Annotated in this window: 16 protein-coding genes; all 16 read left to right on the top strand. The window is 45.3% G+C overall.

What is annotated here, in order from left to right:
• Position 1 precedes the first annotated feature (1 nt).
• The 16 genes from F9K33_01575 (at position 2) to F9K33_01650 (ending at position 16,435) form a co-directional block, all read left to right on the top strand.
• Positions 2 to 1,147 carry an MBOAT family protein gene (locus F9K33_01575; protein KAB2881187.1) on the top strand — a complete coding sequence of 382 codons (1,146 nt, stop codon included), beginning with the start codon at positions 2 to 4 and terminating at the stop codon, positions 1,145 to 1,147.
• Positions 1,148 to 1,303: 156 nt separating this feature from the next.
• Positions 1,304 to 2,269 carry a radical SAM protein gene (locus F9K33_01580; GenBank protein ID KAB2881188.1) on the top strand — a complete coding sequence of 322 codons (966 nt, stop codon included), beginning with the start codon at positions 1,304 to 1,306 and terminating at the stop codon, positions 2,267 to 2,269.
• 262 nt (positions 2,270 to 2,531) lie between these two features.
• A complete protein-coding gene (locus F9K33_01585; GenBank protein KAB2881297.1) occupies positions 2,532 to 2,897 on the top strand; it encodes an NADH-quinone oxidoreductase subunit A in 366 nt (121 codons plus the stop codon).
• A gap of 52 nt (positions 2,898 to 2,949) precedes the next feature.
• Positions 2,950 to 3,459 (top strand): NADH-quinone oxidoreductase subunit C, encoded by a 510-nt coding sequence (locus tag F9K33_01590; protein KAB2881189.1) that lies wholly within the window; start codon positions 2,950 to 2,952, stop codon positions 3,457 to 3,459.
• 89 nt (positions 3,460 to 3,548) lie between these two features.
• On the top strand, positions 3,549 to 4,856 hold the full coding sequence (gene nuoD, locus F9K33_01595; protein ID KAB2881190.1) for an NADH dehydrogenase (quinone) subunit D: 1,308 nt from the start codon (positions 3,549 to 3,551) through the stop codon (positions 4,854 to 4,856).
• A 32-nt stretch (positions 4,857 to 4,888) separates the two neighbouring features.
• Positions 4,889 to 5,371 (top strand): NAD(P)H-dependent oxidoreductase subunit E, encoded by a 483-nt coding sequence (locus F9K33_01600; protein ID KAB2881191.1) that lies wholly within the window; start codon positions 4,889 to 4,891, stop codon positions 5,369 to 5,371.
• A gap of 79 nt (positions 5,372 to 5,450) precedes the next feature.
• Positions 5,451 to 6,752 (top strand): NADH-quinone oxidoreductase subunit NuoF, encoded by a 1,302-nt coding sequence (gene nuoF, locus F9K33_01605; GenBank protein ID KAB2881192.1) that lies wholly within the window; start codon positions 5,451 to 5,453, stop codon positions 6,750 to 6,752.
• A 26-nt stretch (positions 6,753 to 6,778) separates the two neighbouring features.
• Entirely contained in the window at positions 6,779 to 7,525 is a 747-nt protein-coding gene (locus tag F9K33_01610) for a hypothetical protein (GenBank protein KAB2881193.1), read from the top strand.
• 70 nt (positions 7,526 to 7,595) lie between these two features.
• The gene (locus F9K33_01615; GenBank protein KAB2881194.1) at positions 7,596 to 9,206 is read left to right on the top strand and encodes a molybdopterin-dependent oxidoreductase; all 1,611 of its coding nucleotides are present in this window, start codon (positions 7,596 to 7,598) and stop codon (positions 9,204 to 9,206) included.
• A gap of 23 nt (positions 9,207 to 9,229) precedes the next feature.
• Positions 9,230 to 10,246, top strand: coding sequence for an NADH-quinone oxidoreductase subunit NuoH (gene nuoH / locus F9K33_01620; protein KAB2881195.1), 1,017 nt, complete (start codon positions 9,230 to 9,232; stop codon positions 10,244 to 10,246).
• Positions 10,247 to 10,298: 52 nt separating this feature from the next.
• Positions 10,299 to 10,907: an NADH-quinone oxidoreductase subunit I gene (locus F9K33_01625; GenBank protein KAB2881196.1), complete on the top strand. Its 609-nt coding sequence runs from the start codon at positions 10,299 to 10,301 to the stop codon at positions 10,905 to 10,907.
• 35 nt (positions 10,908 to 10,942) lie between these two features.
• Positions 10,943 to 11,479 (top strand): NADH-quinone oxidoreductase subunit J, encoded by a 537-nt coding sequence (locus tag F9K33_01630; protein KAB2881197.1) that lies wholly within the window; start codon positions 10,943 to 10,945, stop codon positions 11,477 to 11,479.
• A 15-nt stretch (positions 11,480 to 11,494) separates the two neighbouring features.
• The gene (nuoK, locus tag F9K33_01635; GenBank protein ID KAB2881198.1) at positions 11,495 to 11,797 is read left to right on the top strand and encodes an NADH-quinone oxidoreductase subunit NuoK; all 303 of its coding nucleotides are present in this window, start codon (positions 11,495 to 11,497) and stop codon (positions 11,795 to 11,797) included.
• Between the two features lie 43 nt (positions 11,798 to 11,840).
• The gene (gene nuoL, locus F9K33_01640) at positions 11,841 to 13,847 is read left to right on the top strand and encodes an NADH-quinone oxidoreductase subunit L (protein ID KAB2881199.1); all 2,007 of its coding nucleotides are present in this window, start codon (positions 11,841 to 11,843) and stop codon (positions 13,845 to 13,847) included.
• A 28-nt stretch (positions 13,848 to 13,875) separates the two neighbouring features.
• Positions 13,876 to 15,468 carry an NADH-quinone oxidoreductase subunit M gene (locus tag F9K33_01645; GenBank protein KAB2881200.1) on the top strand — a complete coding sequence of 531 codons (1,593 nt, stop codon included), beginning with the start codon at positions 13,876 to 13,878 and terminating at the stop codon, positions 15,466 to 15,468.
• Between the two features lie 7 nt (positions 15,469 to 15,475).
• Entirely contained in the window at positions 15,476 to 16,435 is a 960-nt protein-coding gene (locus tag F9K33_01650) for an alpha/beta fold hydrolase (GenBank protein ID KAB2881201.1), read from the top strand.
• Positions 16,436 to 16,444: the final 9 nt, after the last annotated feature.

Raw genomic sequence — 16,444 nt, forward strand, 5'->3', positions numbered from 1 at the left:
TTTGACAGTATTGTCTATAAGTTTCATCATTTGCCTTGTCACTGCGGTCTTAATCGCATGGATTTTACCACGCGCATATCAATTGCCGGCCATCGCGGTCTTTACGGCGCTTTATATGGGTTACTATGCGCCGTTTTCGCTCGTCATCCTGCTTTTGACGTCTCTGTTAACCTATTATGTCAATAAACTCATTCATTATCAGGCAATTGCTGCCGCAGGATCGATCACCATACTTGCAGTCATTTTTCTATTGGCAAAAAGTTTCCAGAATATTTTTTCTGTGAATTTCAATCAGCAGATCATTACTTTGGGGTTGTTCTTCTATATTCTGAGGCAAATACACTACATAACTGAACGCCATAAAAAAAAACTGCCGGAGCACACTTTTTTAGATTATCTTTATTATTTGTTTTTCTTTCCAACGCTCATGGCAGGGCCGATCAATTTATTTCCTGAGTTCCGCCGGGATATTCATCGGAGACGGTTTGATCCGGAGGCCATTTCCCTGGGTCTTGAACGAATTCTTTATGGCTACGTGAAGATCGTCGTTTTGGCGAATTGGCTAGTAACCGGAAAAATGGCCGTTTACATTGAGTCCATATCTGCTCAGCACATTTCTGCGGCAGCTTACCTTGATTGTGTTCGTTACGGATTAAATCTCTACTTCCAGTTCTCCGGTTACTCGGATATTGCCATTGGATTATCGCTGGCAACGGGATTTCGGATCATAGAGAATTTTAATCATCCCTATTTAGCTAAAAACATCAATATTTTTTGGCAGCGATGGCATATTTCATTATCGAAATGGTGCAGGGACTACATTTTTATGACCGTTATATCGATTTCGAGAAAACCTATTCTCGCAGTGCTGTCTTCTATGATGGTGATAGGTTTGTGGCATGAACTTTCGCCGCGCTATATGGTCTGGGCGTTGTATCACGGATGCGGAATCGCCGTGTGGCATTTTTTTCAGCATTTTAAACGGAGGGTACAATTACCGGATTATTTCTGGTTAAAAAAAGGAGTGGCTGTTTTTTCAATCGCGTTCACGATGAATTTTGTCATTCTCAGTTTTGCAATTACTAAATCAGACAGTCTCGCTGATGCGTTCGAAGTTTATCTCACGATATTTAGTTTAGGAAAATAGCAAATGTATACCGTATTGTGTAAATTATTCCCGAAATCAGTTGCCGCCATTATTCTGGCGTTATGGTATACCGCACTTATAATTTTAACCTATGCGCTTTCTGCAGACCCGGCGGGAGAATTTAGGTATTTGTATTAAATCTTTTTGGGCAATATCATGCAAAACGGCTTGGGCGATCATTCGGAAAAAAAAAGATTTCCGTCGAGTCTGCAAACCAGGAGGGGTTGGGCCGAATATTTTGAAATGAAGCGGTCCACCGAACCTCACCTGCATCAAATTGAACCTACCAACCACTGCCCGTACAGCTGCATCATGTGCCCCCGATCACAACACATGAAGAGAGAACTTGGCTTTATGGACATTTCACTCTACCAAAAAGTCATAGATGAGGTATCGACGTATTCTGAACCGATTAGGTTGAAAGAGATAGAACTTTTTCATTTTGGCGAGTCCCTTCTCCATCCCTGTATAGATAAATTCGTGGGCTACGCGTCAGAACAAAAATTAAAAGTAACTCTTTCTGTCAATGGGCCTCATTTAACTCCCGAACTTTCCCGAAAGATCCTTGAACACCAACCGTTTAGGATTATCGTATCTTTGGATGGAAATGACCAAGAAACATATCAGGCCATTCGAGGACGAAAAGCAGATTTTGACAAAGCCGTACGAAACATAGATGCGTTGGCAGACACATTTCAGAGAGTGAAATCGGCCACGAAGATATCTGTTCGTATGATAGAGATCAAAATCAACCGGGAACAAGTATATGCATTCAAAAAAAGATGGCAAGATAAAAACATTGAAGTAGAAGTCAGACAGTTCTTTCCATGGGGAGAAAAGGATATGGTCGAACTTGGCAATTTTGAAAAATACCCTCCTGCCATGCCCTGCCCCTTTCCCTGGCAATATCTTGTTGTGCAATGGAACGGTGACGTTGTCCCATGTTGCAGGGACTACAATGCGGCTATAACACTGGGGAATGTAAAGAATGTTTCCCTTAAGGAGATATGGAACAGCGGCCGGTATGAGGAATTTCGGCAGCAAATGGCGAGCGGAAAGTTCCATAATAACCCCATCTGTTCTCCTTGTCTCGACCTCTATTACACCGAAAAAAACGATTGATTGTTGTCCCGAAAATCAGTTGGATTAAAGACCACAAGAAGCAATGAATCCCAGCCAAAATCCTATTGCAATTTAAAACGAAAAGAATTATTATAAAAACGTTTTCGAAGAGCAAACGGTACACGCTTTTCCCCGAGATCATCATTGTCGTTTCTACTGAAAGTGAAAAAAATAACGTCTCAAACCCTCCGGAATCTAAAACGAGGTTACTATGGTTCTGTATACCGGCCTTTTTTTGAATACGATCATCGAAGACACCCCGATCTACCAAAATTATATCCCGCTTCTTGTTCTCATGATCGTTGCGACCCTTATTCCGCTTGCGATTTTAGTCATCACAAATATCCTGGGCCCCAAAAAGCCGAGCGAGCGTAAACTTTCCGTATATGAATCGGGCATGCCTCCCGTGGGCGATGCGCATCCGAAATTCTCCATCAAGTTTTATATCATTGGTATGCTGTTCATCTTATTTGACATAGAAATTGTTTTCATGTATCCATGGGCGGTAATTTATAAACAATGGATATCGACAAGTGTTTTTATTTTGATTGAAGGGCTTGTCTTCGTGGGTATTCTGCTGGTCGGCTATATATATGCATGGAAAAAAGGCGCCCTGGACTGGGAATAACTCGATTGATGATTTTTAGTATTAGGTAATTATTATAAGCTGGGTAAATATTATGGCAGAAAAAATTGAAAATAATCCGACGCCAGAAAAACTGAAATCCAAATTCGGTTCGGACGTACTGAAAACAGAGGTATTCCGTAATCAGCACGCAATTGTCGTTAAGCGCGAACGTATTCTGGATATAATGAAATTTCTGAAAGACGATGCGGAACTCGCGTATGATTTCCTTGCGGATCTGACAGCGGTTGATTATCTCAAAATGGAAGTAAGCCCGCGCTTTCAGGTGGTTTACAATCTGCGTTCGATGAAACATAACCGGCGTGTGCGGATCAAAGTTCCCGTTCCAGAAAATGACTGTAAGATTGAAAGTGTGAGTGAATTATGGAAAACGGCAAATTGGCTGGAACGCGAAGTGTATGAAATGTACGGGATCACTTTTGAAAATCATCCCGACCTGAGAAAACTCCTGATGCCCGAATCGTATGAATATTTTCCGCTACGCAAGGATTATCCTCTGCGCGGAAAAGGAGAAAGAGACGCCGTTCTGCCGGAAGGCTCTTAGGAATGTTGAATTTTTAATCGAGATTTCTGAATTAGAAATTTTTTGAGTGTTCAGTAACGAGAACACATTAATAATAAAGGATTGACAACATGGAAGTCGATCGTTCAGAGGCTATAGAAGAATTTACAGTATCAACGTCCGAGGAATTGAAAGCGAAAGTTACAGGACGCAACAAGAAATTTTTGATCGGAACGGATGATGAGGAGTCGATCGAAGCCTGGAAGAAATCGGACACGATGTTTCTTAATTTCGGTCCGCAGCATCCTGCAACCCACGGCACGCTGCGCATGTTACTGGAACTCTCCGGCGAAAAAGTGGTCAAGCTCGATCCCCGTCCGGGTTATCTCCACACCGGATTTGAAAAATTAGCTGAGCATCACACGTTCAATCAGTTTATTGCGGTCACCGACCGGATGAATTATCTCTCTCCGTTATCCAATAACGTTGGTTTTGCCTGCGCCGCCGAAGAATTACTCGGCATAAAAATTCCACCGCGCGCCCAGTATATCCGCGTGATACAGGCCGAACTCTCACGTATCGCCGATCATCTTGTCAATATCGGCACGCACGCGCTCGATCTCGGTGCGTTCACTGTGTTTCTTTACGGATTCAGGCAGCGCGAATTCATTTACGATCTTTTTGAAGTATCGACCGGTTCACGTCTCACCACAAGCTATACCCGAATCGGCGGCGTTATGCGCGATTTTCCCGAAGGCCACGAGGAACAGATAGCCGGGTTCTGTAAACAATTTGATATCGTGTACGGAGAGATCGAAGGATTACTCAATCATAACAAAATTTTTCAAAACCGTACTCAGGGAATCGGAAAGATCAACGCACAGGACGCGATCAACTACGGCATGACCGGTCCTTGCCTGCGCGCGAGCGGTGTTCCGTACGATATTCGTAAGGACGAACCGTATCTTAATTACGACCAATTGGATTTTGACGTGCCGGTTGGTACGGAAGGCGACGTATTCGAGCGGTATCTTGTTCGTATGGAAGAAATGAGACAAAGCATCCGCATCATCGAGCAATGCCTTGCGCAAATGCAAAAAGGTCCGGTAAAGGTGGATGATCATACGATCGCCCTTCCGGACAAAAGCAAAGTGTACGGCAGCATCGAAGGATTGATTCATCATTTTAAACTGATTATGGACCATCACGGAATTGATATGCCGAAAGGCGAGATCTATCACGCGACGGAAGCGCCCAACGGCGAGCTGGGCTGGTTTATCGTCAGTAACGGCGAAGGCGTACCTTACAAAGTTCATGTGCGCGGGCCGTCGTTTGTTCATTTTTCTATGATGCCGAAATTGTCAGAAGGCGGGATGGTCAGCGACGGCGTGGCTATTTTGGGAAGTCTGAACGTGATCGCCGGAGAGTGCGACAGATAATTTTTTACAAACCCATTTTCTTAAGGTATAGTATGGCGTTAGAATTTTCTCCAGAAAAGAAAAAAGAAGTTGAGTGGACCCTTACACGGTACCCGAATACGCAGGCGGCTATGCTGCCCGTTCTGCATATCGCGCAATATCAATTCGGCTGCATCTCACATGAAGTGATGGAACTCGTGGCGAAGACGCTTGACCTTCCGGTTAGCCGCGTGCAGGACGTGGTTACTTTTTATACGATGTTTCACGAAAAACCGGTGGGAAAATTTCATATCCAGGTTTGTCACACGTTGTCGTGCGCCATTCGCGGCGGAAGTCAGGTTGTGGACTATTTGGAAAATAAATGCGGCGTAAAATGTAATGACGGCATTTCAAAGGATGGAAAATTTTCGATCACGAAAGTCGAATGCCTGGGTTCCTGCGGCACGGCGCCCATGATGCAGGTAAATGACGATTATTTTGAGAATCTGTCCAAAGAAAAGATCGACCAATTGGTTAATAAGTGGAAAAGTGAATAGTGCAGCCACAGAGTGCACAGAGGTTTTGAAATTCGTTTTTAGCTCTCAGTGATCTCTGCGGTAAAAAAAGGTATAAGGAATGGAAAAAGTTTTAACGAAAATGGTGGGTGTTGAGAACTCACAGAACATTGACGTTTATCTAAAACACGGCGGTTATCAGGCATTACCGAAAGCGCTGAAAATGACTCCCGACGAACTGATTCAGATGATGAAAGATTCCGGCGTGCGTGGGCGCGGGGGCGCAGGATTTCCTACGGGGATGAAATGGAGCTTTTTGCCTAAAGACAATCCGAAGCCGAGATACCTTTTGTGTAATGCGGACGAATCGGAACCGGGAACATTCAAGGACCGCGTACTGATGGAAGACGATCCGCATCAGGTCATCGAAGGATTGATTATTTCTTCGTTTGCTATCCAGGCGCATACCTGCTACATCTACATTCGTGGTGAATATGTGACCGGGGCTAAGATATTACATAAGGCTATCAATGAAGCGTATGAAAAAGGATACCTCGGAAAAAATATTTTAGGCAGCGGATTTGAACTTGATATTACCGTTCATCGCGGCGCCGGCGCTTATATCTGCGGTGAAGAAACCGGATTGATCGAGTCGCTGGAAGGCAAACGCGGATGGCCGCGTATCAAGCCTCCGTTTCCGGCAGTGTATGGCGTATTCGGATGCCCCACGATCGTGAATAACGTTGAGACGCTGGTGACGCCGATCCATATCATCAACCGCGGCGTGCAGTGGTGGAAAGATAACGAACCGAAACTGTACTGCATGAGCGGACATCTCACGCGTCCGGGCACGTACGAAGCGAAGATCGGCACCAATTTGATGGAGTTGATCAACGATCACTGCGGTGGAATTCCCAACGGAAGAAAATTAAAAGCCGTTATTCCCGGCGGTTCGTCCGTTCCCGTGCTGCGCGCTGAGGAATGCGACGTGGCGATGGATTTTGACGCGCTCGCTAAAGCCGGATCGGCTTTGGGTTCCGCCGGATGCATGGTAATGGATGATACCACCTGCATGGTCAATGCGCTGTGGAATCTGATGAAATTTTATTCTCATGAATCCTGCGGCCAGTGCACGCCGTGCCGTGAAGGCACGCATTGGCTGGAAATGATCTGCGGACGAATTGAAACGGGCAGAGGCCGGATGGAAGATCTGGAACTGATGCTTGAGACGGCGAATAACATTGCCGGACGTACGATTTGTCCATTAGGCGATGCTGCGGCGTGGCCGGTAGCAGGATTGCCGGACAAGAATAAAGGCGGCGATCTTAACGGCCAGAGTTTTATAAATAAGTTCCGCGAGGAATTTGAATATCACATAACCAACAAAAAATGTAAAGTAACGATTCCGCATGAGTGGAATTGATTCCTCCGCTCGGCGAGGAGGGTGTCATGAAAAAGTATTTAGTTCGGACTGCTATAATAGTTCTTTTTAGTATATCGGTTTCGGCAGTTTATTTAAGTTGTTCAGATGACGAAACCGCCATGTTCTTTGATTTAACGGGAAATTGGTCCGGAATGGCGGTTCCGCCTAACGGAGCCGCTTTGATTGATCTTAGTATTGTGCAGGATACTACAGGATATGTGACCGGAACTTTATACATTCGCGGTCAGGAACCGGATACTGCAACTATTTCCGGAACCGTGAGTAACGGTCGTTTCACCGGCACGGCTTCCAATATAGAATGCCCGGTCAACGTAGACCTTGAAATTGAGAATGATGGAACGGCGCTCGTTGGTAATGCGTCTGGCGAGGGTTCCGACACCTGTTCTGCAGAGTTTGTTTATCTTACGCTGTACAAGGACCTGCCGCCGTCCGTAAATGTAACCGGAACGTGGTCCGGGACCCATTCCAGTACTGAAGGCAGCGGAAGTTTCACTATGGTGATCACTCAGAGTGGCGAAACGGTGAGCGGGACAATTTATGACGAAGACACCACTGCCATAAACGGCCGCGTATTCGGCAATGCTTTTGCGGCCACAATCAGCGGTTCGGATTGCCCGATTCTGATTTTGATGGAAGTTAGCAATAATACCATGAATGGCGCTTATGCGAATACCGGCGAAGGCCCGGGCGAATGCTTGGATAAAGGAACCGTTGCCGCCAGCCGTTTGACGGGAAAACGTTTTCAAAATTAGAAATGATAACAGAAGATTGTAAAAGTAAAATTAGCGGGATTCAAAAATTTAGATAGAAAGTCATTTCTCTATGGCATTAATTAAGATCGATGATCAGGAAGTGGAAATCGCAAAAGGCGAAGTGGTCATTAATGCGGCTAAACGGGTCGGGATAGACATCCCGTTTTATTGTTATCATCCCGGCATGAAAATCGTCGCCAGTTGCCGCATGTGTCTCGTTGACATGGTCGGTATGCCGAAGCTGATGCCGGCGTGTTCTACCGCCGTTGGCGAATTACCGCCCGGGAAAAAATTAGAAGAAAAATACGATGCGGTTATTTATACCGATAACGATAAAGTGAAAACTGCGCGCCGCGCTGTATTGGAATTTCTGCTATTGAATCACCCGATTGATTGTCCTATCTGCGATAAAGCAGGCGAATGCAAACTTCAGGATTATTCATACGAACACGGCAATCATGAATCGCGCCTCATTGATCCGAAACGCATTCCGGAGAAAAAAGATCTTGGCCCTTCAATTTATTTATATACGTCCCGTTGTATCATGTGTTCACGCTGCGTTCGGTTTACCGAAGAAATATCCGGAACGGAGGAACTCAAAGTAACGCATCGCGGTTGGCATGCGGAAATTTCCGTAGCGCCGGGCAAGCCTCTGGATAATAAAATGATGGGCAATGTCGTGGATCTTTGCCCCGTCGGTTGTCTGATCGACAAGCATGAAAAATTCGAAGGGCGTGTATGGAATTTCGTTCAGACAGAAAGTGTCTGTCCGGGCTGCAGTAAAGGGTGTAATACCGTTCTCGATACCATGAAACATCAAAAATTGAATCTGGAAGAATTGGTTGATACCGTGTACCGCATTCGCCCGCGTGAAAATATGGACGTCAATCAATGGTGGATCTGCGACGACGGACGTTATCATCTTGAAGACGAGAAGAAGAAAAGCCGAATCCTTGTCCCGCATCAGCGCGAAAATGGAAAATTAACCGAAACAACATGGTTCAGCGCTGTCGCGTCGATATCCGAAAGGATCAAGTCCGCCGGAGCCGGACAGGTTGTTTTTATCGGCAGCCCGTACGCATCGAATGAAGAAAATTATTTGTTCGGTAAATTAGCTAAAGGGCTGAATGCCGCAACGGATGTTAGCAAACCTACGTCCGGCGATACACAGACATTCAAAACGGAGATGAATAAGTATCCGTTTACCATTGAATCTGAAAAAGCCCCGAATTTCCGTGGAGCAAAAGACGCGATAGGTTTAACGGATTCCAAGATCGATCAGTCGCTGTCGAAAAAAGTTGTGGTCATGCTCGGCAGTCATAATGTGGAATTAAAATCCAAACCCGAAACGTTGATCGTGATCGGCTCGTTCGAAGATGCAGTGACAAAGCAAGCGGATATTTTATTGCCGGCGGCGCTCTTTACGGAAACGAGCGGAACCTATACAAATAAAGACGGATTGGTTCAGAAGTTTAATAAAGCGATCAATCCTCAGGGCGATTCCAAAGCGGTATGGCAGATAGTGATTGATCTGGCGCAGGCTTCCGGACTGGATTGGTATTACGAAACGATCGGCGATGTGGCCAAAGAAATGATGCTAAATGCAAGCGGGTTCAAATCCGTTGACCTCGGTACACTTTACCCGCAGTTCGTTTTACAAGATGAACAAGTGGTTGCGTAACTCATTTTACCAAAGAGACTAAAATTATGGAAATATTTTATCCCTACATCTTCATGGGTATTTTGTTAGTAACGTGGCTGACCAGCGTTCCCGTCATGGTTCTTGTTGAACGCAAAGTCAGCGGGTGGCTACAGTATCGAGTCGGCCCAACCCGTGTGGGACCATGGGGGTTATTACAGCCGATCGCCGACGCGCTGAAGTTTTTATCCAAAGAAGATGTGGTACCTCATCACGTTAACAAATGGCTGTACATTTTTGCCCCGGCTTTGATGGTATTTCCTGCGTTTTTTGTTATAGGAGTGATTCCCCTCGGAATCCTGACGTTGGGCGGCAAAGAAGTTCTGGTGCAAATCGGACATACCAATATCGGCATTTTGTACGTCTTGGCCGTTTCGTCGCTGGTGGTTTATAGTATTACATTCAGCGCGTGGGCATCCAATAATAAATATTCACTTTTGGGCGGGCTTCGCTCGGCCGCGCAGATGATGAGCTACGAACTGCCCATGGGGCTTTCTATTTTGGGAACGATCATGCTGGTGGGATCGCTGCGGCTGGAGGATATTGTTAATTTTCAGATGAATTCAGCCTGGGGTATTGTGTGGCAGCCGCTCGGCGCGCTTATATTTATTGTCACTGCATTTGCAGAGACTAATCGGTTACCGTTCGATCTTGCTGAAGCGGAGGCGGAACTCGTGGGCGGTTATCATACGGAATACAGTTCGATGAAATTTGCCATGTTCTTTCTGGGCGAGTACTGCAACATGCTCACCGCGTCCGTTATGATCACATTATTATTTCTCGGAGGATGGAATGTACCTTTTGTGCAGGGGATGAATTTAGAGCCGCTTACTCTGCAGGTGATTCAAATTGCCGGTTTGGCATTGAAGGTTGTTTTTCTCATGTTCTTTTTTGTTTGGGTACGGTGGACGCTGCCGCGTTTCCGGTATGATCAGTTGATGAACTTTGGCTGGAAGGTCTTGATTCCACTGGCTCTGGCCAATGTGGTGATCACAGCAATCGTGATGGCAATCATAAGTTGATGCTCGATAAAAGTAGAAGCTCAAGAATGATAATAATAAGAAGGAAATAGATATGGCTGTTTCGGTTAAAAACGTAACGGTGCCGCGCGGCAAGAACTGGGTTGACAATACGTATGTTATTCCGGTGATCAAAGGGTTGATCATCACACTGAGGCATATGTTCAAGAAGCCTATTGTCTTAAATTATCCGGAAAACAAAAAAGTGCTTCCGCCGAATTACCGCGGCTTGCACATGCTGACCCGGGACGATCAAGGCCGAGAAAAATGCGTTGCCTGCGAAATGTGTTCTACCGCATGTCCTGCCGACTGCATTCGTATCGTTGCTAATGACAGCGGCGATGTATGGAAAGATAATTTTGAAAACCGCGAAAAACATCCGATCGTTTTTGAGATTGACGAACTGCGCTGCATATTCTGCGGCATGTGCGTGGAAGCCTGTCCGGAAGACGCGATCGACATGACCGACATGCATAATTTAGCCGATTACACACGCCAGGATTTTATTTACGATAAGGAACGATTGCTCGGAGTTTATGATGAATATATTAAACGTCATCCTGATCACGCAAAACGCCGTGACGGTGAATTCAAGGCGATGAAGAACTCCAGTTACTTTAGCGTAGTCTCGGTGGAAAACGCAAAAAAGCCGGGCGGGCATTAAGATTATTTTTAGCAAAGGATAAGCAGAGGTTTTTTATGGACAGTTTCATGCAATATTTTATGATAAATCCGGTATTCTATATTTTTGCCGGTATTGCGGTTTTACTCGCTATTGCGATGCTGACGATGGATAATCCGGTCTACAGCGCGATTTTTATGGTACTGACGTTTTTCTGTATCAGCGTTATCTATATTACGCTGGAAGCTGAGTTCATAGCGGCCATTCAGGTTCTGGTTTATACCGGGGCGATCATGGTTCTCTTTCTCTTTGTTATTATGTTGCTGAATTTAGGACGCGAATCGGATTTAGTCGAACGTTCCGGGCCGATGAAATACATTTCAATATTACTCGCGTTTGGAATTTTACTTCAGATCGGCTTTGCCGCGAAAGTAACATTCAGTATCGGCGAAAAAGGCATGTATCCCATAGAGCAAGTGAGGCTTGCCGGTAATACGGAAACGATCGCGTCACTACTCTTTTCCCAATATGTATATCCTTTCGAGATCGCATCCGTCTTATTACTGCTGGGCATGGTTGGGGCGATCATTATCTCAAAAAAGAAACAAGAATAACGCTGGAGTGATTGTATGGTTCCGATTTCTCATTATTTAATATTAACCGCCATTTTGTTTACCCTCGGAGTAATCGGTGTTTTGACTCGCCGGAATGCGATCATCGTATTCATGTGTATCGAACTCATGCTCAATTCGGTAAATTTAAGTATGGTGGTCTTTGCCCGTTTTCTGGATTCTATGGACGGACAGATCGCGGTATTTCTTATTATGACCGTTGCCGCGGCAGAAGTTGCCGTTGGATTGGCTTTGATCGTGGCCATTTACCGAAAGAAAGAATCGATCAATATCGACGAGATGCATATCATGCAAGGATAGTTTCATTTGAGCTTATTGAAATGAATTTTTCGGAGAAATTGTGATGGAAATGATAATTCTTCTTATCCCTTTGATTCCGCTGGCCGGTGCGATCTTAAATACGTTTTTTGGCCGAATGCTGGAAGGGCAGCACCGTACTGAAGAAGGGGAAACGCACGAAAACCATGAATCCAAACCTATTGCGGGTTATCTCGCCAATATTATGGTTGGGATTTCATTCATACTGTCATTGGTTGTTTTTTTCAGAGTTCTCAACGGTGAAAAGTTTAATGTGGATTACTTTGATTGGATCGTTGTTGCCGACCTGAAGATCACGCTGGGATTTCTGATTGATCCGCTGTCCGCGACCATGCTTCTGATCGTAACGGGCATCGGTTTTCTGATCCACGTATATTCGCTAGGCTATATGGGCCACGACCCGGACCGCCCGCGGTTTTTTACTTACCTTAATTTGTTTATTTTTTCCATGCTCATGCTTGTCATGGGCAATAATTTAGTCGTGATGTTTTTTGGATGGGAAGCCGTAGGACTTTGTTCGTATCTGCTGATCGGATATTATTACAAAAAGAAAAGCGCATCGGATGCCGGTAAGAAAGCTTTTATTGTAAACCGAATAGGTGATTTCGGATTTGGACTGGGGATCTTTCTCGTTTTCGGTACATTTGGCACCGTTCATTTTGAACCGCTATTTGTGGCGATTCAAAATCATCCTAATTTATTTGCGATCGGAACGACCATGACCGCGATCGGTATGTTGTTGTTCGTCGGAGCGATGGGTAAATCAGCCCAGGTTCCGTTATTCGTCTGGTTACCCGATGCGATGGAAGGCCCGACGCCGGTTTCCGCTTTGATCCATGCCGCCACGATGGTGACTGCGGGCGTATTCATGGTCGCGCGATGTAATCCGATTTTTTCTTTTGATATCGGACCGGTAAGTCATATTATGGGCATGAGCGCAGGCGATCTCGTCACGTACGTAGGCTGCGCGACCGCAGTTTTCGCCGCGACAATAGGATTGACGCAAACGGATATCAAAAAAGTTCTGGCCTATTCCACAGTCAGTCAATTAGGCTACATGTTCATCGGCGTCGGCGTCGGTGCGTATGCGGCTGGCGTATTCCACCTTCTGACCCATGCATTCTTTAAAGCTCTCCTTTTCCTTGGCGCCGGAAGCGTGATCCATGTCATGGAACACGCGTTCCATAAAGTTCATCTCCACGATGATCCGCAGGACATTCGCAATATGGGCGGACTTTTCTCCAAAGCAAAAATAACCGCGATTACATTTATTGCAGGCTGGATTGCAATCAGCGGTATTCCGCCGTTCTCAGGTTTTTTTAGTAAGGATGAAATATTGACAGCTGCGTACCATAAAGGTTATAACGGCGTTTTCTGGTTAGGTATTATCGGCGCCACGATGACGGCGTTTTATATGTCGAGATTGGTTTTTCTAACATTTTTTGGCGAAAGCAGAACGAAACCGGAAGCGCGAGAACATTTGCATGATTCCGGATTTACAATGACCGTGCCGCTGATGATCCTGGCGTTTTTCGCTGTGGTTGCCGGATTGATCGGAGTTCCGGAAGCATTGGGCGGGCACAATTGGTTTGGTCATTTTCTTGCGCCGGTTGTCGGTGAACATGCTGCGCCGGGAGGGCATCACGGATTTAGCGAAGGTATGCTGATTACCATCTCGATTCTTGCCGGCGTCATAGGGATTGGTTTTGCATACATAATGTACATAAGAAAAAATATTGATGCGGATAAATTGGCCGCCGACTACAAACCCATCTATACAACGCTGCTTAATAAATATTATGTGGACGAAGCATACGATAAATTTATTGTGTCGCCGATCAAATGGTTTTCGGATAACGTTTTGTGGAAATGGACTGACATCAAATTGATAGACGGGCTGATCAAATTTATTGCAGTTACTATTGATTTGACGGGAAGAGTGCTCAGATTATTTCAAACCGGTTACGTACAAACCTATGCTTTCTTTATTTCGCTGGGTGTTGCAATGGTCATTTATTATCTCATGAAGTAGTTCAGATCTTAAGATAAGAGGCTTTTTAATGGAAACTTACAGTGCAATCGTTTTATCGTTATTGATATTTGTTCCTCTCGCCGGCGTGGTGATGCTTGCTTTTATTCCGCGCAGCCAGGAGAACACCATAAAAACCGTTACGCTCGGCGTCGCTTCGCTCGTGTTTATACTTTCTGTGCCGATGTATTTTGCATACGATATTTCCAATCCGGACATGCAATTTGCATACATAGCGAACTGGATACCGAATTGGGGCGCATATTATTCTATCGGCGTTGACGGGCTCAGCCTGCTGCTTATTTTGTTAACGACTTTTATCATGCCGTTAGCCGTGATCGCATCGTGGAAAAGCGTTCATTTTCATGTCAAAGGATTTATGATCTCGCTGCTTCTGCTGGACGCAGGAATGGTCGGCGTTTTCTGCGCGCGCGACATGCTTTTGTTCTATGTTTTCTGGGAAGCGATGCTCGTTCCGATGTATCTGATCATTGGCATTTGGGGGCATGAACAGCGTATCCGGGCGGCCGTAACATTCTTCATATATACGATGGCAGGCAGTTTATTCATGCTTGTTGCCATTATCTATATGTATTTTCAAACGGCCGCGGTTGTCGTAGATGGAACCCTTATTTCCAACCACTCCTTCGCAATTCAATCGTTTATGGCGCTGCAATTGCCCTACGACACGCAGGTCTATTTATTCTGGGCATTCGCGTTAGCGTTCATGGTCAAAGTCCCGATGTTTCCGTTTCATACCTGGCTTCCGCTCGCGCACGTGGAAGCGCCGACGGCAGGCTCCGTTGATCTTGCCGCTATTCTTCTTAAAATGGGGCCCTACGGATTTATGCGATTCTGCATTTCTTTTTTCCCTGCAGTATCGGAACAATATACTCCGGTCATCATTGTACTTGCTCTGGTCGGAATTATTTATGGTGCGCTTGTGGCCATGGTGCAGCCCGACGCGAAAAAATTAATCGCCTATTCCTCCGTAAGCCATTTGGGGTTTGTAATGCTGGGCATTTATTCTATGAATATTCAGTCTTGGCAGGGCGCCATGTTGATCATGGTCGGACACGGTATTTCCACCAGCGCGCTTTTCCTTATGGTCGGTTTATTGTATGACCGGCGTCATACGCGTTTGATAGAGGAGTTTGGAGGCCTTTGGAAAGTCATGCCGGTATTTTCAGTGATATTCATGGTCGTATGTTTATCGTCTCTTGGCTTGCCGGGAACGAACGGATTTGTAGGCGAATTTCTTGTTTTGATCGGCTCATTCAATTCATCATTGGATCACGCAAGACTTTACGCGACGATCGCCATGCTGGGCGTGATACTCGGGGCCGTTTATCTGCTTTGGATGTACCAGCGCATTGCGTTCGGCGAAATCAAAAACGAAAAGAACAAGTCACTTAAAGATTTGTCTCTGCGTGAATACGCCTTACTGATCCCGTTTGTACTGCTGATTTTCTGGTTCGGCGTATATCCTAAAACACTGACCGACAAAACCGAAGCCACGATGCAGAAAAATCTGAAGTCGTACAAAACTGCGATTGAAAATGCCAAGACGACGTCCCCCGGCAACGAAATGAAAAAAAACGTAAACAATCTGCAAGTTAAATGATTTTCAAATGGTGGTGAATTTCAGGCTCCATTGTTCAACGCTCATTCTGCTTTTGTTCATTCCGTCGCCATTGCCGGCTTCTGATCGTTCGGGTTTTATAGAGTCTTCAGACAGCGTAAGAATTTATTATGAATGTGACGGGCATGGCGAACCTTTGGTTCTCATCGCCGGCGGGCCCGGAGATTCACACACCTATTTTAAACCGTATTTCAATAAACTAGCCAAAAAATATACCATAATATATTTTGACGCCCGCGGCCGCGGCCGTTCGACTAAACCGTCCAACGGGTCTTACAGTGTAGACAAGGACGTGGAAGACCTTGAAAATCTGCGAAGCAAGTTGGGCTACTCTAAACTTAATATCTTTGGCCACTCGTACGGCGGTATAGTTGCAGAAAGTTATGCTCTTACTTATCCGGACAAAGTCGGGCGGCTTATACTGTGTAACACCTTTCACAGCGCCGACGGATGGCAGGACAATATTGACAACTGCAATCGCCACATCCAGCAGAGTTATCCGGGCGAGTGGAAAAAACTTACGGGTCTGCGTCAGCGCATGACATCCAACACAAAAGAGTGGCGTGAAGCATACGATCCGTACATAACTAATCTGTATTGGTTCAGCGTTGCAAAAAGAAAGAAATATCTGGCAACCTATCAGACGTTGAGACGCGCTGAAGATGATTTTTCGGAAGATGTGTATTATGCGATTATTGGTTCGGATCCTGATTTTCAAGTCAACGGCACCATGAAGGAACTCGATCTTAGGGACCAACTAAAAACACTGCGGATACCAACTCTCATTCTAGGAGGACGCGCTGACAGAATTGCAACGGTAAAGCAGGCAATGGAAATTCATGATTCCATTCCGCAGGCAAAAAAATATATTTTTGAAAAAAGCGGTCATTTGCCGTTCGTTGAACAGAATAAAAAGTTCATTCATACGCTTGAACAGTTTCTAAAATAAAACAGGACA

This window comes from bacterium, assembly GCA_008933615.1.
In the GTDB taxonomy this organism is placed as follows: Bacteria; CLD3; CLD3; order SB21; family SB21; genus SB21.